Raw genomic sequence first — 19,844 nt, 5'->3', positions numbered from 1 at the left:
GTCCATGCGAAGGAGCAGGAATGCCCACCCCCACCCGCGATGACAAGTTCTCGTTCGGACTCTGGACCGTCGGCTACAACGGCACCGACCCCTTCGGCGGCCCGACCCGTGAGCCCCTCGACGTCGTTCACGTCGTCGAGAAGCTCGCCGAGCTCGGCGCCTACGGCCTGACCTTCCACGACGACGATCTGTTCGCCTTCGGCTCGACCGACGCCGAGCGCCAGACGCAGATCGACCGCCTCAAGGGCGCGATGAAGGACACCGGCATCATCACGCCGATGGTGACCACGAACCTCTTCTCGGCCCCCGTGTTCAAGGACGGCGGCTTCACCTCCAACGACCGCCAGGTGCGCCGGTTCGCGCTGCGAAAGGTGCTGCGCAACCTCGACCTCGCCGCCGAGCTCGGCGCGAAGACCTTCGTCATGTGGGGCGGCCGCGAGGGCGCCGAGTACGACTCGGCGAAGGACATCCGCCAGGCGCTCGAGCGCTACCGCGAGGCCGTCAACCTGCTCGGCGACTACGTCACCGACAAGGGCTACGACATTCGCTTCGCGATCGAGCCCAAGCCCAACGAGCCCCGCGGCGACATCCTGCTGCCGACCCTCGGACACGCCATCGCGTTCATCGACTCGCTCGAGCGTCCCGAGCTGGTGGGCCTGAACCCCGAGGTCGGCCACGAGCAGATGGCGGGCCTGAACTTCGCCGCCGGCATCGCCCAGGCGCTGTATCACGGCAAGCTCTTCCACATCGACCTCAACGGTCAGCGCGGCATCAAGTACGACCAGGACCTCGTCTTCGGCCACGGCGATCTGCACAACGCCTTCGCCCTGGTCGACCTGCTCGAGAACGGCGGCCCCGGCGGGGTCCCCGCGTACGACGGCCCCCGTCACTTCGACTACAAGCCTTCTCGCACCGAGGACGAGACCGGAGTCTGGGACTCCGTCTCGGCCAACATGAACACCTACCTGCTGCTCAAGGAGCGCGCCGCGGCCTTCCGCGCCGACCCCGAGGTGCAGGAGGCCCTCGAGGCCGCGAAGGTCGCCGAGCTCGCACAGCCGACGCTCAACGAGGGCGAGACCTACGACGACTTCCTCGCCGACCGCTCGGCCTACGAGGACTTCGACGCCGACGCGTACCTCGGCGGCAAGGGCTTCGGCTTCGTCCGCCTGCAGCAGCTCGCCACCGAGCACCTGCTCGGCGCCCGCTGAGCCTCTCGGGCCTGGATACCGCGGCATCCAGGCCCGTCCCGGCGCCGCGCACCCGCGTTGAGTGTCCAGAACACCCGGACGATCTCGAAATCACTCCGGGTGTTTTGGACACTCAAGCGGGGCGCGGTCGGAGCCGGGGCGCGGTCCCCGCGTCTCGCGCGCGGTGGGAGGACGTGCCAGGCGCATCGCGCTCTAGCCGTGTCGAGTGTCCAAAACACCCGGACGGCTCAGAAAGTCCTCCGGGTGTTTTGGACACTCACCGGTGGGGTCAGGGCCGCGGCTGCCACTCGACGCTTGGGGCGGATGCCCCGCACCAGACAACATGGGCCGTGCCGACGGAGGCGCGGCGGAGAGGAAGGCAGAGCATGGCGCTCGTCATGGGAGTCGATTCGTCGACGCAGTCGTGCAAGGTCGTCGTCGTCGACGCCGAGACCGGGCGGGTCGTGCGCGAGGGGCGTGCGTTGCACCCGGCCGGAACGTCGGTCGACCCGGAGGCGTGGTGGAGGGCGCTTCAGGATGCCATCGCCCAGGCCGGCGGTCTGAACGACGTCGCGGCGGTGTCGATCGCCGGTCAGCAGCACGGCATGGTCGTGCTCGACGCGGACGGCGCGGTGATCCGCGACGCCCTGCTGTGGAACGACACCCGTTCGGCGCAGGCCGCGCGCGACCTCATCGACGAGGTCGGTGCCGACGCCTATGCGGAGCGGACCGGCGCGGTTCCGGTCGCCTCGTTCACCGGCACGAAACTGCGGTGGCTGCGCGACGCCGAGCCCGAGAACGCGGCGCGCGTGGCCGCGGTCGCGCTGCCGCACGACTGGCTGACCTGGCGTCTACGGGGCTTCGGCCCGGGCAACGCGGTGCTCGAAGAACTCGTCACCGACCGCTCCGACGCCTCGGGCACCGCCTATTGGGGCGCCGACGGTTACGACCTCGATCTCTTCCGTCGCGCTCTCGGCCACGATGCGGTGCTGCCGCGCGTCCTCGAGCCGTGGGAGAGCGCGGGCACGCTGCCGGGGGGTGCGCTTGTGGGCCCCGGCGCGGGCGACAACGCCGGTGCGGCCCTGGGATTGGGGGCGGGCCCGGGCGACGTCGTGGTGTCGCTGGGGACGTCGGGCACGGTGTTCGCCGTCGCCGAGGCTCCCACACGTGACACGACGGGCGCTGTCGCGGGTTTCGCGGATGCGACCGGCCGATTCCTGCCGCTCGTCGCGACGCTGAACGCGGCGCGCGTGCTCGATGCGATTGCGGGTCTCCTGGGTGTGACCCACGAGGAGCTCGGCACCCTCGCTCTCCAGGCCGAGTCCGGCGCGGGCGGTGTCGTCGTCGTTCCCTGGTTCGAGGGGGAGCGCACGCCCAACCTGCCGAACGCGAAAGCATCGGTGAACGGCCTGACCCTGGCATCCACGAACCGACCGAACCTGGCTCGCGCCGCGATCGAGGGCATGCTCAGCGGGCTGGCTGCCGGACTCGAAGCCATCCAGGCGCAGGGCGTCGAGGTGCGGCGGATCCTGCTCATCGGCGGGGCGGCGGCCAACGCCGGTGTCGCGCGAATCGCCGCCGAAGTGTTCGACGCCGACATCGTCGTGCCGGCCGCGGGGGAGTACGTCGCCCTCGGTGCGGCGAGACAGGCCGCGGGCGTTCTCGCGGGTGGTCCGATCGACTGGACGGTCGCGACGACACGCGCGGTCGAATCAAACCACCGTGAGCTGATCCGCCGCAACTACGAGGCAATCGCCGCCCTCCGTGCGCGAGAGTAGACGCGGGCCCGTCGGCGTCTTGTAAGGGGGGCGTCGGCGGGTTCGCCCCGTCTACGGGAGCGGTCTCATCGGGCGCCGATCGCGTGTGCCACGGGCGCCTCGGCAAGACGGGGTATGCCGGTGCGCGAGGTCATCACGCCATCGCGCGGCGAGCGACGCCGGTGAGCCGAGGGGGTTGCGCGCCGCTACTGTGAGGGACCATGAGCGGCGAGGTCGGGGGTAAGCGCATCGGCGTGCGCGAGGTCGCCGCCGCCGCGGGAGTCTCGACGCAGACCGTCTCGCGTGTGCTCAACGGCTACGCGGGCATCCGCGAGAGCACCCGCGAACGAGTCCTCGCCGCGGTCGCCGACCTCGACTACCGCGTCAACAATGCCGCGCGTGCGCTCGGTACCAGCCTGACGCGCACGGTGGGGGTGGTGGCATCCGATGCCGTCCTCCACGGGCCCGCGGCGGGCATCGCCGCTCTCGAACGTGCAGCGCGGGCGCGCGGGCGGTGGATCTCGACCGCCTACACCGATTCCGACGACCCCGCCGATATCGACGCCGCGGTGCGGCACCTGCTCGCGCAGGGTGTCGACGGGGTCGTGCTGGTTGCGGCGCACGGTGCCACTCCTCTTGAGGGATACGACGTGCCGATCGTGCCGCTGTACGGCGAATCGGGGATCCGTCAGCGCGACGCGGCCGCTCTCGTCGTGGATCATCTCGCCGACCTCGGACATCGCGCGATCGTCGAGGTCGCGGGGCCCGCGGACTGGCGGGAGGCTCTCGCCCGCACCGCGGGGGTCGCCGACGCCGTCTGTCGACGCGGTCTCGATCTCGTCGAGCGGGTCGAGGGGGATTGGAGTGCCGCCTCGGGATCCGCCGTCGCCGATGCGGTCGCCCGGCGCATCGCAGCCGGGGCCACGGCCGTCGCCGTGGCGAACGATCAGATGGCGCTCGGGCTCACCGCCGGCCTCGCCGCGCGGGGGCTGCGGGTGCCGGCGGACGTCTCGGTCACAGGTTTCGACGACAACCCGGATGCCGCGTTCTACACGCCCTCGCTCACCACGGTGCGTCTCGACGTCGAGGGCGAGGCCGAGTACGCGGTGGCCGCCGTGCTCGGGCATGCGGCGGAGCTCCCGGCGGAGCCGGAGTTGGTGGTGCGGGACTCCACGGCCCCTGCGGGTGGTCTCCGTTCGCGACAGGGGTCGGTGACCGAGCGAAATTCCTGAGTTTCGGGGTCGAGGCTACGGGAGAGCCTCGAAATCGTCGGGTGGAGCGGGCGGGCTCGTCGATGGCTCAGGAGTTCGGCTCATAAAGCTCTCGCGCCGTCGCGATGTTACCGGTAACATTGGAACACGAGGGCGCCGCGCCCCATCACCCGAACCCCGTCGAAGGAGACTGCGTGTCCGACGCCGCCCCGTTCACGCCCGGGGTGCAGCAGGCGATCGACGCCGTGCGCGCCGACGTCGCGAAGCTGCACGCCGAGCTCGTGCGTTACAACCTGATCGTCTGGACCGGCGGCAACGTCTCGGGTCGCGTGCCCGGCGCCGACCTGTTCGTGATCAAGCCCTCCGGTGTCTCGTACGACGATCTCGCGCCCGAGAACATGATCCTCTGCGACCTCGACGGCAACGCCATCCCCGGCACCCCCGGCTCCGAACGCAGCCCCTCGAGCGACACCGCGGCGCACGCCTACGTCTACCGCAACATGCCCGAGGTCGGCGGCGTCGTGCACACGCACTCCACCTACGGCGTCGCCTGGGCGGCACGCGGCGAAGAGATCCCCTGCGTCATCACGGCCATGGCCGACGAGTTCGGCGGTCCCATCCCTGTCGGCCCCTTCGCGATCATCGGCGACGACTCGATCGGTCGCGGCATCGTCGAGACCCTGCGCGGCCACCGCTCGCGCGGCGTGATCATGCAGAACCACGGTCCCTTCACGATCGGCACGAACGCGAAAGACGCCGTCAAGGCCGCCGTCATGCTCGAAGACGTCGCCCGCACCGTGCACATCGCGCGTGAGGCCGGCCCGCTCATCCCGATCCCGCAGGACAAGATCGACGCCCTCTACAACCGCTACCAGAACGTCTACGGACAGAGCACGGACGACCGCCGATGAACGCCCGCATCACCGCCCTGGTCGAAGAAGGCCGCGCCTCCCTCGGCATCGAGCTCGGCTCGACCCGCATCAAGGCGTGCCTCATCGGCCCCGACGCCGAGGTGCTCGCGACCGGCTCCCACGAGTGGGAGAACGTCTACGCCGACAAGCTCTGGACCTACTCCCTGGATGCCGTGTGGTCGGGCCTGCAGGCCGCGTACGCCGAGCTGGTCGCCGACGTGCAGCAGAAGTACGGCGTCACCCCCGAGCGGTACGCCGCGATGGGGGTGTCGGCGATGATGCACGGCTACCTCGCGTTCGATGCCGACGGCGAGCTGCTCGCGCCCTTCCGCACGTGGCGAAACACCAACACCGGGGTCGCGGCCGCCGAGCTCACCGAGCTGCTGGGCGTGAACATCCCGCTCCGCTGGTCGATCGCCCACCTGCACCAGGCCGTCGTCGACGCCGAGCCCCACGTGCCCGAGATCCGCTTCCTCACGACCCTCGCGGGTTACGTCCACTGGAAGCTCACCGGTGAGAAGGTGCTCGGCGTGGGCGATGCCTCGGGCATGTTCCCCATCGACTCCGCCACCCGCGACTACGACGCCGAGCTCGTCGCCCGCTACGACCACGTGGCCGCAGGCCGCGTCCCGGCGCTGAAAGACCTGCTGCCGCAGTCGCTCGTCGCCGGCACCTCCGCCGGGAACCTGACCGATGAGGGGGCTCAGCTCCTCGACCCGAGTGGAACCCTGCGTCCCGGCATCCCGTTCGCACCTCCCGAGGGCGACGCGGGCACCGGCATGGTCGCCACCTGCGCCGTCGCCCCCCGCACGGGCAACGTCAGCGCCGGCACGAGCATCTTCGCGATGGTCGTGCTCGAGCGCCCGCTCAGCGAGGTGCACCACGAGCTTGACCTCGTCACGACGCCCTCGGGCGACGCGGTCGCGATGGTGCACTGCAACAACGGCGCGAGCGAGCTGGCCGCGTGGGCCAACATGTTCACCGCGTTCTCTGCCGCGGCGGGCACACCCGTGACCCCGGATGCCACGTACGCGGCGCTGTTCGAAGCGGCCCTGAACGGCGAGCCCGACGCGGGGGGACTGCTGGCCTACAACCACCTCGCCGGTGAGCCCATCGCGGGTCTCGACGAGGGTCGACCGCTGGTCGTGCGCACGCCCGACAGCCGCCTCACGTTGCCGAACTTCATGCGCGCGCAGCTGTACGGCGTGTTCGGAACGCTCGCGCTCGGCATGGACGTGCTCCACGGCGAGGGCGTGCAGCTCGACCGGATGTACGCGCACGGCGGCATGTTCCGCACGGCCGGTGTCGCTCAGCGCTTCCTCGCGGCAGCCCTCGACGCGCCCGTCGCGGTCGCCGAGACGGCATCCGAGGGCGGCGCGTGGGGCATCGCCGTGCTCGCGGCCTACGTCGTCGACGGCCAGGGCCGCGATCTCGACACCTACCTGCGCGAGGCGATCTTCGCCGACGCGCCGATCGTCACCGCCGACCCCGACCCGGCCGATGTCGCCGGATTTTCGACCTACCTCGACCGTTACCGCGCCGGACTCGCCGTCGAGGCCGCCGCCGTGGCATCCCTCTGATCACTCGAAAAGGAACAGTCATGACCCGCTCTCCCCTCAAGAACGACCTCGACGGCTACGAGGTCTGGTTCGTCACCGGCAGCCAGAACCTCTACGGCGAAGAGACGCTGAAGCAGGTCGCCGAGCAGTCGCAGGCCGTCGTCGAGGGCCTTTCCGGCCTGCCCGTGAAGGTCGTCTGGAAGCCCGTGCTGAAGGACTCCGACAGCATCCGCCGCATGGCTCTCGAGATCAACGGTCGCGACGACGTCATCGGCGTGATCGCGTGGATGCACACGTTCAGCCCCGCGAAGATGTGGATCGCCGGCCTCGACGCGCTGCAGAAGCCGCTGCTGCACCTGCACACGCAGGCCAACGTCGAGCTGCCGTGGAACGACATCGACTTCGACTTCATGAACCTCAACCAGGCCGCCCACGGCGACCGCGAGTTCGGGTATATCCAGACGCGCCTGGGTGTGTCGCGCAAGACCGTCGTCGGCCACGTGTCGAACCCGGCCGTACGCCAGCAGATCGAGGACTGGGAGCGCGCCGCCGCCGGTTGGACCGCCGCCCGCACCCTCAAGCTCGCGCGCTTCGGCGACAACATGCGCTTCGTCGCCGTCACCGAGGGCGACAAGACCGAGGCCGAACTGCGCTTCGGCGTGCAGGTCAACACGTGGGGCGTCAACGAGCTCGTCGAGGCCGTCGAGCAGGCATCGGATGCCGACATCGACGCCCTCGTGCAGGAGTACGTCGACAGCTACGACGTCGTCGACGAACTGCTCCCGGGCGGCGCGCGTCATCAGTCGCTGCGCGACGGCGCGGCGATCGAGCTGGGCCTGCGCTCGTTCCTCGAGGAGGGCGGCTTCGGCGCCTTCACCACCTCTTTCGAAGACCTGGGCGCGCTGAAGCAGCTTCCCGGTCTCGCGGTGCAGCGCCTCATGGCCGAGGGCTACGGCTTCGGCGCCGAGGGTGACTGGAAGACGGCGATCCTCGTGCGCGTCGCCAACGTCATGGGTGCGGGCCTGCCCGGCGGCGCCTCGCTCATGGAGGACTACACCTATGACCTGGTGCCCGGGTCGGAGCGCATCCTGGGTGCGCACATGCTCGAGGTCTCGCCCTCGCTGACCACGAAGAAGCCGCGCCTCGAGATCCACGAGCTGGGCATCGGCGGCAAGGACGACCCGGTGCGCCTGGTCTTCACGGCCGACGCCGGCCCCGCCCTCGTCGTCGCGATGAGCGACATGCGCGACCGTTTCCGCCTCGTGGCCAACGTCGTTGAGAACGTGGACGCCCCCGACCTGCCGAAGCTGCCCGTGGGCCGCGCGGTGTGGAAGCCCGCCCCCGACTTCGCGACCTCCGCCGGCTGCTGGCTCGCCGCGGGTGCCGCGCACCACACCGTCATGACGACGGCCGTGGGCATCGAGGTGTTCCGCGACTTCGCCGAGATCGCCAAGACCGAGCTCGTCGTCATCGACGACGACACCACGGTCCGCGGTTTCCAGAGCGAGCTGCGCTGGAACCAGGCGTACTACCGCCTGGCCCAGGGCCTGTAAGACCCCCGCCGCCCCGGGAGCGTGATGCCCCGGGGCGGTGCGGCACGTGCGCGTTCCGTTCGCTCGGAACGCGCCCCGCTCGCCGAGGTGCCCCTTACCGCCTCGGCGAGCGGACCGTGCCCCGGATCCCTGGTGGCGGTGGGCTGCCCGGGATCCGGGGCACTTCTGGTGCGGGGGGGTGCTCGGTCCACGCGAGGGGGCCGTGTCCCGGTTTCGGTGGGGTGGTGTCCCAGGTTGTGCGGCCTGCGGGGTGCTGAGGCCGCCTTTTTTGGGACATGGGTGTCGTGGCATCCGGTGGTGGGGGCCGTGTCCCGGTTTGGGTGGGGTGGTGTCCCAAGTTGTGCGGCCTGCGGGGTGCTGAGGCCGCCTTTTTTGGGACATGGGTGCCGTGGCATCCGGTGGTGGGGGCCGTGTCCCGGTTTCGGCGGGGTCGTGTCCCAAGTTGTGCGGCCTGCGGAGTGCTGAGGCCGCCCTTTTTGGGACATGGATGCCGTGGCATCCGGGGTCGCGGTGTCAGGCGACCGATCAAGACGCCGCCGTCGGCGCGAAGGATGCCAGCGCGGCGCGGTAGACGGACGAGTCGGCACGGACCCCGGGTGTGACGAGAAGGCCCGTCGCGCCGAGGGACCGGGCGTACGCTCCCCGGCACGGGATGACCACGATCCGCACGAGGCCCTGCCGCCAGGCGGGGAGGAGAGCCTCGACATCGCGGCGTTCGGGGATGTCGGCGAACGAGTGCGGCCGTGCCGAACGCCGCGCGTCGGATGCGCGGTCCCGCGCGTCGTGGAACGACGGATCGTCGAAGACGCCGTCGCCGAATTCCTCGCGCCACGAGGGGCCGGTGACCTCGGCGAGCAGGGCCGCGCGCTCCTCGGGTGGCAGATCCTGCCGCATGAGCCTGTTCATGGCGGGGGAGCCGGTCGGGCGCCCCGCGTGTGCGACGACCCGAGCCCAGAGAGCGGCCCAGGCGGACTGCCATCGAGCACGCTCGGTCTCGCCGAGCGTTCGCGCGCCCGGGGCGGGAGTGTCGATCAGCGGCGGCGGAACGTCGCCGGCGACCTCGAGCGCGAAAGCCTCGCGGACCCAGAGCATCTCGATCGCTTCGTGCGGGTCGTCCTCGATGGCCAGGATCATGTCGTGCGGCCAGGGGTCTCCCGGGATCGGGTGGGTGGACTGCATCACTCCAGGGTCGCGCGGTCGCTCGCGGAACGGAACCCCGTACCGAGGAATACCCGCCGAACACCCGTGGTTGCCCCTCGTTCACCTCGATCGATGGGAACCCTCCTCTTGACTGACTCCTCACATGCCCTCGTGGTGGGCGCGACCGGTATCGCCGGCGGCGCCCTGCTCGATCGACTGGTCGACGACGGCTGGGAGGTGACGGCGTTGTCGCGGCGGCCCGGCCCGGCGCGACCGGGAGTGACCTGGCGGTCGGCCGACCTGCGCTCGCTCGAGGCGCTGACCTCGACCCTGCGGGGCGTCCCCGTCACGCACGTCTTCTTCACCGCGTGGTCACGGCAGGAGACCGAGGCCGAGAACATCGCCGTCAACGGCGGCATGGTCCGCGACCTGCTCGCCGCGCTCGCCGAGGCGCCGGTGCGGCACGTCGCTCTGATGACCGGGCTGAAGCACTACCTCGGGCCCTTCGAGGCCTACGGTCAGGGCGAGATGCCCGACACCCCGTTCCACGAGGACGAGCCGCGGCTCGACGTCGACAACTTCTATTACGCGCAAGAGGATGAGCTCTTCGCCGCGGCGAAGCGCCAGGGCTTCACCTGGTCGGTGCACCGCTCGCACACCGTGCTCGGGCACGCGGTGGGCAACGCGATGAACATGGGCCTCACCATCGCCGTGGCCGCGGCGATCAGCCCCCACACCGGTCGCCCGCTCGTCTTCCCCGGCAGCGAGACGCAGTGGAACGGCCTGACCGACGTGACCGACGCCGATCTGCTCGCGAGCCAGATGGCGTGGGCGGCCACTCACCCCGAGGGCGCCGACGAGGCCTTCAACACGGCGAACGGCGACGTGTTCCGCTGGCGCTGGATGTGGCCGCGCATCGCGTCGGACCTCGGTGTGGAGGCCGAGGGCTTCGACACCGCGCCTCGACCGTTCGAGCAGCAGATGGCGGATGCGGCGCCGGTGTGGGCCGAGATCGTCGAGAAGCACGGTCTCGTCGAGCCGGACCTTGCGCGTGTCGCTTCGTGGTGGCACACGGATGCCGATCTCGGACGCGACATCGAAGTGATGACCGACATGTCGAAGAGCCGCCTGGCGGGCTTCGTCGAGCATCACCGCACGCGGGACTCGTTCTCGCGCCTGTTCGAGCGGTACCGGGCGGCGCGTCTCATTCCCTGAGCTCGCGCACGCGGTCCGCTCGCGCGAGATGTCCCACTTTGTGCAACTTTCGTGGCGTCCGGCTGCGCATGTGGGGACACGGCTGCCGTGGCATCCGCTGGCGTGTGTCGCTGCGCGAAGTCAGTGCGGTGGTGTCCCACTTCGTGCAGCTCTCGTCGCGTCCGTCTGCGCATTCTGGGACACGGCTGTCGGCGGGTGACGCTCGCGCGAGATGTCCCACTCCGTGCACCTTCCATCGCGTCCCGCCGCACATCTCGGGACAGGGGGAAGGGCCCCGGCCTACAGCCGTTGCCCCAGCGCCCAGAGCCGGTCCGCGCGCCCCGAGATCGCCTCCGACAGCGCGAACGCCTGCGAATCGGTGAGGGATGCCACGTAGTCGACGATCCCGCGGGATCGCGCGAGCGTCTCGGCCTCGGCATCCGAGGGTCGACGCTCGGCGGGCAGGGTCGCGTACTGCTCACGGGCCAGGGAGATGAGCTCCCGCAAGCGGCGGGGCGTGCGAGCGCGGTCGAGGTCGTCGTCGAGCCATTCGCCCAGTGCCCGCACCGAGCGGGCGAGGATGCGACTCATCCCGCGCTGCTGGATCGCCAGGTCGGGGCGGCTCAGCACGAAGCGCTTGTGCACGAACTTCAGCACCTCGACGTGGTGCCAGGCCCAGGGCGACAGCACGACCGGCCCCGCTCGGGGGGTGTCGAGGGGCCGCAGCTGCGCCGACTCCTGGAACCGACGGATCCACCGATCGGTGAAGGCCGCGAGCCGGCGCTCGGCCGTCAGCGAGCCGTCGAAGGGGCGGGCGAGCAGGTCGGTGACCATCTCGGCATCCACGTCGCTGACGGCGTCGAGGAAGGCCTCGTCGTCGGCGATCCATGGGTCGTCGCGGCGCATCTTGCGGCGCAGGCGCTCCAGGCCCGCCCCGGGCATGAGCTCGGCCCGCACCTCGGCGTCGTCGCGGTCGCGCCACTCGAGCACGTCGTCGAGCCAGCCGCGGAACTCCGCCGCGATGGGCGCGTGGTCCAGGATCCCCGCCCGGTAGAAATCGTCGACGTCGTGCACCGAGTACGCGATGTCGTCGGCGAGGTCCATCACGGCGCCCTCGATGCTCTGGCGCAGGGGCGCGGCATCCACCCCCTCCCGGGCGGCGGCCAGGTCGGCGAGATCGAGGTCGTACGCCGAGTACTTGTGCACCCGATACGCGCCGTCGGCGGAGCGGCGGATGCCACGGGGCGGGCCGATCCGCTCGACGTCGGCCGCCTCGACCGACGGTGCCCACGGGTACTTCGCCGACGCGGCGCGCACGGCGGCGGTGAGGTTGAGTCCCCGAGGGGCGTTCTCGACCACGTCGAGGGCGGTGAGGATGCGATAGGTCTGGGCGTTGCCTTCGAACCCGTCGGTCAGGCCCAGCTCGTCGCGCGCGAGGCGGTCGAGGGTGGATTCGCCGAGGTGGCCGAACGGCGGGTGGCCGAGGTCGTGGGCGTAGGCGGCCGCCTCGACGACCGTGGCGTTGCAGACGTCGCCCTCGCCGGCCTGCCGCGAACGGGTGTTGAGCTGCTGGGCGACGACGCGCGCGATCGCGCTGACCTTGAGTGTGTGGGTGAGTCGGTTGTGCACGGGCGCCCCGCCGATCGACGGCGACACGACCTGCGTGACGGCCGACAGCCGCGAGAAGTACGGCGAGAACTGGATGCGCTCCAGATCGATCGACCACGGGTCGGCGCGAGCGTCGTCGTGGTCGGGGTGCACGCGGGATGCCGGGTTGCCGACGACGGCGTCTTGGTCGACGTTCACGTGCCCCGGGCGCGCAGCGAATGCCGGGGGAGTGGTCTCGTTGTGGAGCAAAGCGGTCCTCTCGCGGCGTCGACGACGTGGATCCACGCTAACGCGCCGTCTCGGCCGTGTCGTTCCCCGTTGACGGCGGTGGTTCTGGCGGCGACGGCTCTCCTGCGTGGGACGAGAGAGACGGTCGCCGCTCCCGCGGCACCTCGTCGGTCTCTTGCGGGGTGGCGTTCAGCTCGAAGGAGACCCTGCTCCCCGAACCGTGGGGGAGAACCCGGGAGGCCTTCTGGTGCTGGCTGTCCCCGTCCAGGCCCGGGTCGTTCACCCGAGTCACCGCCGGGAGCTCGGCACCCTGCCCTATGAGCTGATGGCCGGCACGACTGCCGCGGTCGATTTCATCGCCGCGATCGGCGGCCCCGAGGGAACCCGCCGCGAACGCCTCGTCCGAGCGATCGAAGCGATCGACGAGCACGAGACCGATTTGCGAGAAGTCATCGAGACCGGCTTCGCCGCCTTCGACGACCTCCCCGTGCACTCGCGTGCCGCGCGTCGGTCTCCGACCCTGTTCGTCTCGGTCGCGGGCGGTCGCGATCAGGAACTCGCCCGTTTTCTCGCCAGCCGCGACATCAATGCCCCGGCCAGTCACTTCTACGCCATCGAAGCCTCACGACGACTCGGACTCGGCGATGGTGGCGCTCTCCGGGTCGGCCTCGCGCCGTACAACACGCGGGACGACGCCGACCGGCTCCTGAACGCGACTGCTGACTTCCTAGCATCCCGCCGGCCGTGAAAACCCGAACCCGGCGCCCACGCCGGGCGGCACCGTAGTGACCGTGGCGCTCGCTGGGAAAACGCAGCTCCCTCTTATACGCCTCGATGCTGACCGACGCAATCGTCCGAGTCGCCGAGCGCTCGAAAAGTACCCGGGTTAGCGTTGCGAGCATGACGCTGAATCATGTTCGACGCGGGAGTGGCAGCCCACTGCTGCTGGTGCACGGCCTGGGCGCAGGCTGGCGATCCTGGACTCCGATCCTCGATGAGCTGGCCCGGCACCGTGAGGTCATCGCCGTCGACCTGCCGGGATTCGGTGAGACACCGCCGCTGTCCGGTGACGTCTCGATTGCCACGCTGGCCGACTCCGTCGCGGACTTCATCCGCGAGCAGGGACTGGAGGGGGTCTCAACCGTCGGGCAGTCGATGGGCGGCCGAATCGTGCTCGAGCTTGCGCGGCGCGGAGTGGGCGGGGACAGCGTCGCTTTGGACCCTGGCGGGTTCTGGAGTCCCCGCGAGCGCGCTGTCTTCGCCGCCACGCTGCGGCCGTCGATCGTGCTGGTTCGCGCATTGCGCGGCGTTCTGCCCGCCTTGCTCAGTAACCCCGTCGGACGGACGGTGCTTCTGGCGCAATTGTCAGCGCGACCGTGGGTCCTTTCGCGGGAAACGGTGCTGCCGGACGTGCGCGGACTGGCCGATTCCCCCTCGGTCGGAGCCGCCATGAATGCCCTCACCAAGGGCCCCCTGCAACAGGGCGCCCCCGCGGGCACGGTACCCGGCCGGGTCACGATCGGGTGGGGTCGGCGCGACCTGGTGACCGTGCCCAAACAGGCCGATCGCGCCATCCACCTGTTCCCCGACGCTTCGCTGCACTGGTTCGAACGATGCGGCCACTTTCCGCAATGGGACGTTCCCCACGAAGCGACACGACTCATCCTCGACAGCACCAGCTGAAGCGCGGGGCTGCGTGCGTCACCGGCCGCCACTGCTCGCCGCGCGGTTCCGAGCAGGTGTGAAAACCGGTGCGAGAGCCGATGCGGTGGTCTGTCTCGCACCCCGCCCGCGCCGTCAGCCCCGCCGCACCTCGACCTCGACGATCCGCGCGTCCTCGACGCCCAGCTCGTACGTCGGCCCGACGATCCGCAGCGCCACCGCCTCGTCGATGTCGGCGCACGAGGACCCGAGCCGCAGCTCCACCTCGCCCGCCTCGACGACGCGCCGCATCGAACGGTCGCTGTAGGCCAGCCGCGAGGCAGGCACGGTGAAGCGCACCTCGGCGCTTTCGCCGGGCGCGAGCTCGACCCGCGCGTACGCTACGAGCTGCGCCACCGGGCGTGTGACGCTGGCCACCGCGCGGTGCGCGTACACCTGCACGACGTCCGCCCCGTGCCGGTCTCCGGTGTTCGTCACGCGCGCCGACACGGTGAACGCGTCACCGGCGCGCACCTCGACAGAAGCTCCGGATGCCGGCACACCGGCGCCACCGGCAGCTGCGGCCGCCGCGACCCCGTCCACCGTCAACCCCCCGCGCTCGAACGACGTGTACGACAGCCCGAACCCGAACGGACGCACGGGCGTCGAGTCGGTGCTCGTCACACCCGACGGTCCGCCCAAGAGCGGGTGAAGGTACGAGTACGGCTGCGCGCCGGCCGAACGGGGGAGCGAGACGGGCAGACGGCCCGAGGGGGTGGCATCCCCTGCCACGAGCGCAGCGAGCGCCGGCGCGCCCTCCTCGCCGGGGAAGAACGCCTGCAACACCGCGGCGGGACCGCCTGCGGTGTCGAGCGCCCAATCCAGAGCGTAGGGGCGCCCCGTCAGCAGGACGAGCACGACGGGGGTTCCCGTCGCCACGACCGCCTCGACGAGCTGGCGCTGCACGCCCGGCAGGTCGAGCGAGTCGGCGTCGTTGCCCTCGCCGACGGTTCCGCGGCCGAAGAGCCCGGCACGGTCGCCGACGACGACGATCGCGACCTCGGCCTCGCGGGCGAGGGCGGCGGCGGCATCCAGCCCCGAGAGGTCCGAGCCCTCCACGGCGCATCCTTCCGCGTACGCCACCTCGCCGAAGCGCTCGACCAAGGCCTCGCGCACGGTCGGCAGCGAGAAGCCGAGCGGGAAGCTCGGGTGGTGCGCGAGTACGTGGTTCGCGAACGAATAGCAGCCCATGAGGGCGTCGGTGCTGTCGGCGTTCGGGCCGATCACCGCGATCCGTCCCGGCGCGCGAAGCGGCAGCACCCCGTCGTTGCGCAGCAGCACGACCGACTCCTCCGCGAGACGGCGGGCCAGCGCTCGGTGCTGGGCATCGTCGAGGTCGATATCGGTCGGGGCCGCGGAGAAGTCGGCATCCAGGAGTCCGAGATCTTCCTTCTCGGCGAGCACCCGCGCGACGGCGCGGTCGACGACGGCTTCGGGGAGGTCTCCGGATGCCACCCGCTCGGCCAGGTGCGGATACGCGTCGGGCCCCGGGAGTTCGACGTCGATCCCCGCTTCGAGCGCGAGTTGCGCGGCCTCGCCGCGGTCGGCCGCGACCCCGTGCATCGATCGGAGGAACTCCACGGCGAAGTAGTCCGAGACGACGGTGCCGTCGAAGCCCCAGCGGCGGCGGAGCAGGTCGGTCAGCAGCTCGGGGTTCGAGGCGACGGGCACACCGTCGATCTCGGTGTACGAGTTCATGACGCTCCGCACCCCGCCGTCGCGCACCGCCATCTCGAACGGGGGGAGGAAGACATCCTGCAGCTCGCGCCGACCGGCCGACACGGGTGCGTGGTTGCGGCCGGCGCGTGAGGCGGAGTAGCCCACGAAGTGCTTGAGCGTCGCGTGCACGCCCGCCGCCTGCAGCCCGCGCACGTACGCGGTGCCGATCGTGCCCACGACGTAGGGGTCCTCGGCGATGCACTCGTCGACCCGGCCCCACCGCGCGTCGCGCACGACGTCGAGCACCGGAGCCAGGCCCTGGTGAACCCCCACCTCGCGCATGGAGCGACCGATCGCGGAGGCCATGAGCTCCACGGCCTCCGGGTCGAACGACGCACCCCAGGCCAGGGGCGTGGGGAAGGTCGCCGCCTTCCACGCCGCGAACCCGGTCAGGCACTCCTCGTGCACGAGAGCTGGGATGCCGAGGCGGGTGTCGGTCTGCAGGCGGCGCTGCTCGCCCCACAGCCAGGCGGCGCGCTCGACCGGGTCGACGGGCCGCGTGCCGTAGACGCGCGTGAGGTGCCCGAGGCCGTGCACCGTGGCATCCGTGTAGGCCGCCGAGGTGATCTTCTCGCCCGACAGGGGCGCGACGACCTCGTCGCCCTGGTCGACCCAGTACCCGACGAGCTGCGCGAGCTTCTCGTCGAGGGTCATGTCGGCCACGAGGGCCAGCACGCGGGGGGAGATTCCCGGTGCGCGGGCAGCACCGACGTCGGTGTTCTGGATGGTCATGGGGGATCAGCCCTTCACGGCGCCGGTGAGGCCGCCGACGATGCGCCGCTCGAACACGCTGAAGAACAGCAGAGCGGGGATCATCGACAGCGAGGTGAACGCGAGCACTCGCGCGGTGTCGACGGAGTACTGCGAGGCGAAGGCCTGCGTGCCGAGCGGCAGCGTGTAGGCGGCTTCGTTGTTGAGGATGAATAGCGGCAGCATGTAGGAGTTCCAGCTGTTGACGAAGGCCAGGATGCCGACCGTCACCACCGCGGGCACCGCGAGGGGGAGCACCATGCGCCAGAAGAAGCCGAGGCGACCGAGTCCGTCGATGGATGCCGCCTCCTGCAGTTCTCGCGGGATCGCGGAGAGGAACGGCGACAGGATGATGATCGTCAGCGGCAACGCGAACGCGATCTGCGGCACGATGACGCCGGCGAGGGAGTTCATCAGGCCGAGGTTGCGCACGAGGATGTACAACGGCGTGATGGCCACGGTCATCGGGAACATGAGCCCCGCGGTGAACAGCGCGAACACCGCGCCGCGGCCGCGGAATCGATAGCGAGACAGGCCGTAGGCGGCCATCAGACCCAGCGCGACGACGAACAGTGTCGTGGCGATCGCGGCGATCGCGGAGTTGCCGACCTGTCCCCAGAAGACGCCGCTCGTCAGCACGTCGGCGTAGTTCTGCCAGTTCCACGTGGTCGGCAAGCCCGAGGGGTCGACCGTGATCTCGGCATTGGAGCGGAAGCCGCCCAGGATGATGAACACCACGGGGGCGAGCATCAGCCCGATGAGCAGCAGGGCGACGAAGCCGACGACGACGCCGGTCGAGCGCTTCGAGCCGGCCGGGGCGCGGCGCACCGACCGCGGAGCTTTCGGGGCGACGAGGGTGGCGGTGGCGGTCATGAGGTGCCTCCCGTGAGAGCGCCGGCCGTGTCGCGGCGGAGCACGAAGCGCTGGTAGATGAGGGCGACGGCGAGCGAGATGAGGAACATCACCACGGCGACGGCGCTGCCGTAGCCGAAGCTGCCGGCGTTGCGGCCGTTGGCGACCATGTAGGTGGCCATGGTGGAGGTGCCCGCCGTCGAGGCGACGTACTGACCCCAGATGATCCAGACGAGGTCGAACAACTGCAGCGAGCCGATGATCGACAGGAACGCCCAGATGCGGATCGTCGGACCCATGAGCGGAAGAACGATGTGGCGCTGGATCTGCCAGTACGAGGCGCCGTCGATCGCGGCAGCCTCGCTCAGCTCCTCGGGGATGCCCTGGAGCCCGGCGAGGAAGAGGATCACGGCGAAGCCGATGTACTTCCACGTGATGATGATGAGCAGCGTCCAGATCGCGAGTGCCGGGTCGGAGATCCAGTCCGCGCGAAGTGAGCCGAGCCCGATCTTCTCCAGAGCCCCGTTGAGCGCGCCCCCCGACTGCAGCATGAGGCCCCACCCGAGACCCACGACGACCTCGGAGATGACGTAGGGCACGAAGATCAGCACGCGGATGAGCGACTGCGCGCGCATCTTGCGGTTCAACAGCAGTGCGAGACCCAGCGCGAGCGGCCCCTGCAGGACGAGGGAGCCGACGACGATGAACGCATTGTGGCCGAGGGCCTCGTGGAAGGCCGGGTCGGTGAGGATGGTGACGTAGTTGCGCAGTCCGACGAAGTCGACCGGAGCGCCGAAGCCCGACCACTTGTAGAAGCCGTAGTAAGCGGCGAGGGCGACGGGCAGAATGACGAACGACACGAACACCACCAGGGCGGGGCCCAGGAGGATCGCGAGTTCGCCGCGGATGCGCCAGTTCTCGAGCCGGCGCCGCGCGGGCGGCCGCCCGGCCGAGGGGGCGCGCGTGGCGCCCTCCCCGGCCGGGCGACGAGACCCGGCGTCGGTCGCCGAAACGGCGAGTTGGGTGGTCATGGTCGGTGTCCTCAGCGGGAGGCGGCGGCGTTGACGGCGTCGACGATGCCCTGCGGGCTGCCCTTGCCGGCGAACAGGTCGACCACGGCGACGTTCAACGCGTTGCCGACGTTCTGCCCGTACAGCGTGTCGAGCCAGACCGAGACGTAGGGGGCGTCGGTGTACGCCTTCAGCGCCGACTGCAGGGCGGGGGTGGTGACGGCATCCGTCGCCTCGCTCGAGGCGGGGATGGTCTGGAAGGCCGCGGCGTACTTCTCCTGGTTCTCCTTGTTGACGAGGAAGTTCAGGAAGTCGGTGCACTGCGCCGGGGCGTTGACCCAGCAGGAGTAGCCGTCGACGCCACCCATGATCGCGCCCTCTTCGCCCTTGCCCCCGGGAACCTCGGGGAAGGGGAACCAACCGAGGTCGGCGAGGGGCTTCTCGTCGGGCGTGAGCGAGGCGATCACGCCGGGGTTCCAGGCGCCCATGAGTTCCATGGCGGCCTGGTGGTTGGCGAGAAGTCCCGCCGACGAACCGGCGCCCTGCTGGGCGGCCGTGGTGAGGAAGCCGTCATTGAAGGGCTGGGTCTTCAGGAACGACTCGAGGTTCTCGCCCGCTTGGAGCCAGCACGGGTCGTCGAAGCTGCGACTCTGTGCCGCGCTGTCCAGGACGTCCTTCGAGCAGGCGCGGAGCGCGAAGTTGTAGTACCAGTGAGCCGCGGGCCAGGCGTCCTTCGCGCCGACGGCGATCGGGGCGACGCCCGTGGCGCGGATCTTCGCGTCGGCGGCCTTGAGGTCGTCGATCGTGGCGGGGGCGGCGGTGACCCCGGCCGCGGTGAGGAGGTCCTGCGAGGTGAAGATTCCCGAGGGCAGAACGGCGACGGGCATGCCGTAGTTCTTCCCGTCGACCTCGAAGGCGCCGAGCGAGGTGCCGAGGGCGGTCTTGGCATCCGTTGAGATCTTGTCGGTGAGATCCATCGCCTGGCCGGCCGCGACGATGTCGGCGAGCTTGCCGCCTCCGCGGGCCATGAACAGGTCGGGGGCGTCGCCGGAGTTGAGGGCGGTCTGGAGCTTGCCGTCCATCTCTTCGTTCTGCACGGCCTGGATCTCGATCGTGACGCCGGGGTTGGCCGCCTCGAACGCTGCGGCCGTGTCTTCCCAGTACTTCTTGCCGTCGCCGGTCGTGGAGTTGTGCCACAGCGTCAGAGTGACCGAACCGTCGGCGTTCTGCCCGCCGCCGCCCGCGGCGCAGCCGCCGAGCGCGAGTGTTCCGGCGACGGCGAGGGCCGCTCCGGCGAGGATCTTGCGCGTGTTCATGTGATTCCCGTTTCTCTTCGTCGAGGTGCGCCGTGGGACGCGTCGGTGTTCGGCTGCTTCGCCGTTCGTGCGCTTCTCGGGGTCTGCTGCCCGCCGAGGTGTGAGCAGTGTCGCCCGGCGGTCGCGGAGTCGTCAAACGTTTTCGAAA

General features: G+C 70.5%; 15 protein-coding genes. 9 read left to right on the top strand and 6 right to left on the bottom strand.

Translation table 11 applies throughout. The features are described 5' to 3' along the window. Window positions 1–20: 20 nt before the first annotated feature. From xylA to araA, 6 genes are all read left to right on the top strand, one after another. Window positions 21–1,208 (top strand): xylose isomerase, encoded by a 1,188-nt coding sequence (gene xylA, locus DEU35_RS09495; RefSeq protein WP_103205792.1) that lies wholly within the window; start codon window positions 21–23, stop codon window positions 1,206–1,208. 365 nt (window positions 1,209–1,573) lie between these two features. Beyond that, on the top strand, window positions 1,574–2,965 hold the full coding sequence (gene xylB / locus DEU35_RS09490; RefSeq protein ID WP_116239333.1) for a xylulokinase: 1,392 nt from the start codon (window positions 1,574–1,576) through the stop codon (window positions 2,963–2,965). 200 nt (window positions 2,966–3,165) lie between these two features. After that, complete coding sequence (locus DEU35_RS09485; RefSeq protein WP_116239332.1) at window positions 3,166–4,176, top strand: LacI family DNA-binding transcriptional regulator; 1,011 nt, start codon at window positions 3,166–3,168, stop codon at window positions 4,174–4,176. 173 nt (window positions 4,177–4,349) lie between these two features. Further along, window positions 4,350–5,066, top strand: a complete 717-nt coding sequence (locus DEU35_RS09480; protein ID WP_116239331.1) for an L-ribulose-5-phosphate 4-epimerase — start codon at window positions 4,350–4,352, stop codon at window positions 5,064–5,066. Next, a complete protein-coding gene (locus tag DEU35_RS09475) occupies window positions 5,063–6,646 on the top strand; it encodes a xylulokinase (protein ID WP_116239330.1) in 1,584 nt (527 codons plus the stop codon). Before DEU35_RS09480 ends, DEU35_RS09475 begins: the two co-directional genes overlap by 4 nt. Before the next feature lie 20 nt (window positions 6,647–6,666). Then, a complete protein-coding gene (araA, locus tag DEU35_RS09470; protein WP_116239329.1) occupies window positions 6,667–8,178 on the top strand; it encodes an L-arabinose isomerase in 1,512 nt (503 codons plus the stop codon). A gap of 525 nt (window positions 8,179–8,703) precedes the next feature. Here araA and DEU35_RS09465 read toward each other — a convergent pair. Continuing rightward, window positions 8,704–9,357: a hypothetical protein gene (locus DEU35_RS09465; protein WP_116239328.1), complete on the bottom strand. Its 654-nt coding sequence runs from the start codon at window positions 9,355–9,357 to the stop codon at window positions 8,704–8,706. Window positions 9,358–9,450: 93 nt separating this feature from the next. Here DEU35_RS09465 and DEU35_RS09460 point away from each other — a divergent pair, with 93 nt between their 5' ends. Further along, window positions 9,451–10,533, top strand: a complete 1,083-nt coding sequence (locus tag DEU35_RS09460; protein WP_116239327.1) for an SDR family oxidoreductase — start codon at window positions 9,451–9,453, stop codon at window positions 10,531–10,533. 279 nt (window positions 10,534–10,812) lie between these two features. Here the strand turns inward: DEU35_RS09460 and DEU35_RS09455 are convergent, their stop codons facing one another. Then, window positions 10,813–12,369, bottom strand: coding sequence for a deoxyguanosinetriphosphate triphosphohydrolase family protein (locus tag DEU35_RS09455; RefSeq protein ID WP_258873459.1), 1,557 nt, complete (start codon window positions 12,367–12,369; stop codon window positions 10,813–10,815). Between the two features lie 106 nt (window positions 12,370–12,475). Between DEU35_RS09455 and DEU35_RS09450 the strand changes: the two genes are divergently transcribed. After that, on the top strand, window positions 12,476–13,096 hold the full coding sequence (locus DEU35_RS09450) for an aminotransferase class V-fold PLP-dependent enzyme (protein WP_116239326.1): 621 nt from the start codon (window positions 12,476–12,478) through the stop codon (window positions 13,094–13,096). An 86-nt stretch (window positions 13,097–13,182) separates the two neighbouring features. Further along, window positions 13,183–14,031 carry an alpha/beta fold hydrolase gene (locus DEU35_RS09445; RefSeq protein WP_258873458.1) on the top strand — a complete coding sequence of 283 codons (849 nt, stop codon included), beginning with the start codon at window positions 13,183–13,185 and terminating at the stop codon, window positions 14,029–14,031. A gap of 114 nt (window positions 14,032–14,145) precedes the next feature. On the opposite strand, the gene DEU35_RS09440 is transcribed toward DEU35_RS09445, so the two are convergent. The 4 genes from DEU35_RS09440 to DEU35_RS09425 are packed head-to-tail and all read right to left on the bottom strand — an operon-like array spanning window position 14,146 to window position 19,696. Then, on the bottom strand, window positions 14,146–16,500 hold the full coding sequence (locus tag DEU35_RS09440) for a glycoside hydrolase family 3 N-terminal domain-containing protein (protein WP_116239324.1): 2,355 nt from the start codon (window positions 16,498–16,500) through the stop codon (window positions 14,146–14,148). Between the two features lie 6 nt (window positions 16,501–16,506). After that, window positions 16,507–17,391 (bottom strand): carbohydrate ABC transporter permease, encoded by an 885-nt coding sequence (locus DEU35_RS09435; RefSeq protein ID WP_103205803.1) that lies wholly within the window; start codon window positions 17,389–17,391, stop codon window positions 16,507–16,509. Beyond that, window positions 17,388–18,401, bottom strand: a complete 1,014-nt coding sequence (locus tag DEU35_RS09430) for a carbohydrate ABC transporter permease (RefSeq protein ID WP_103205804.1) — start codon at window positions 18,399–18,401, stop codon at window positions 17,388–17,390. The genes DEU35_RS09435 and DEU35_RS09430 overlap by 4 nt, the downstream gene beginning before the upstream one ends. A gap of 11 nt (window positions 18,402–18,412) precedes the next feature. Beyond that, window positions 18,413–19,696: an extracellular solute-binding protein gene (locus DEU35_RS09425; RefSeq protein WP_116239323.1), complete on the bottom strand. Its 1,284-nt coding sequence runs from the start codon at window positions 19,694–19,696 to the stop codon at window positions 18,413–18,415. Window positions 19,697–19,844: the final 148 nt, after the last annotated feature.

Origin of the sequence: Microbacterium sp. AG157 (assembly GCF_003385695.1) — a bacterium.
GTDB classification, from domain to species: domain Bacteria; phylum Actinomycetota; class Actinomycetes; order Actinomycetales; family Microbacteriaceae; genus Microbacterium; species Microbacterium testaceum.
The sequence above is the reverse complement of the archived record's forward strand: the minus strand, read 5'-3'. Positions and strand labels throughout refer to the sequence as shown.

Excerpts from the sequence above, each read along its gene's own strand:
- xylA (WP_103205792.1), top strand. The coding sequence starts at position 21 with ATGCCCACCCCCACCCGCGATGACAAGTTCTCGTTCGGACTCTGGACC.
- xylB (WP_116239333.1), top strand. The coding sequence starts at position 1,574 with ATGGCGCTCGTCATGGGAGTCGATTCGTCGACGCAGTCGTGCAAGGTC.
- DEU35_RS09485 (WP_116239332.1), top strand. The coding sequence starts at position 3,166 with ATGAGCGGCGAGGTCGGGGGTAAGCGCATCGGCGTGCGCGAGGTCGCC.
- DEU35_RS09475 (WP_116239330.1), top strand. The coding sequence starts at position 5,063 with ATGAACGCCCGCATCACCGCCCTGGTCGAAGAAGGCCGCGCCTCCCTC.
- araA (WP_116239329.1), top strand. The coding sequence starts at position 6,667 with ATGACCCGCTCTCCCCTCAAGAACGACCTCGACGGCTACGAGGTCTGG.
- DEU35_RS09465 (WP_116239328.1), bottom strand. The coding sequence starts at position 9,357 with ATGCAGTCCACCCACCCGATCCCGGGAGACCCCTGGCCGCACGACATG.
- DEU35_RS09460 (WP_116239327.1), top strand. The coding sequence starts at position 9,451 with ATGGGAACCCTCCTCTTGACTGACTCCTCACATGCCCTCGTGGTGGGC.
- DEU35_RS09445 (WP_258873458.1), top strand. The coding sequence starts at position 13,183 with ATGCTGACCGACGCAATCGTCCGAGTCGCCGAGCGCTCGAAAAGTACC.
- DEU35_RS09440 (WP_116239324.1), bottom strand. The coding sequence starts at position 16,500 with ATGACCATCCAGAACACCGACGTCGGTGCTGCCCGCGCACCGGGAATC.
- DEU35_RS09435 (WP_103205803.1), bottom strand. The coding sequence starts at position 17,391 with ATGACCGCCACCGCCACCCTCGTCGCCCCGAAAGCTCCGCGGTCGGTG.
- DEU35_RS09430 (WP_103205804.1), bottom strand. The coding sequence starts at position 18,401 with ATGACCACCCAACTCGCCGTTTCGGCGACCGACGCCGGGTCTCGTCGC.
- DEU35_RS09425 (WP_116239323.1), bottom strand. The coding sequence starts at position 19,696 with ATGAACACGCGCAAGATCCTCGCCGGAGCGGCCCTCGCCGTCGCCGGA.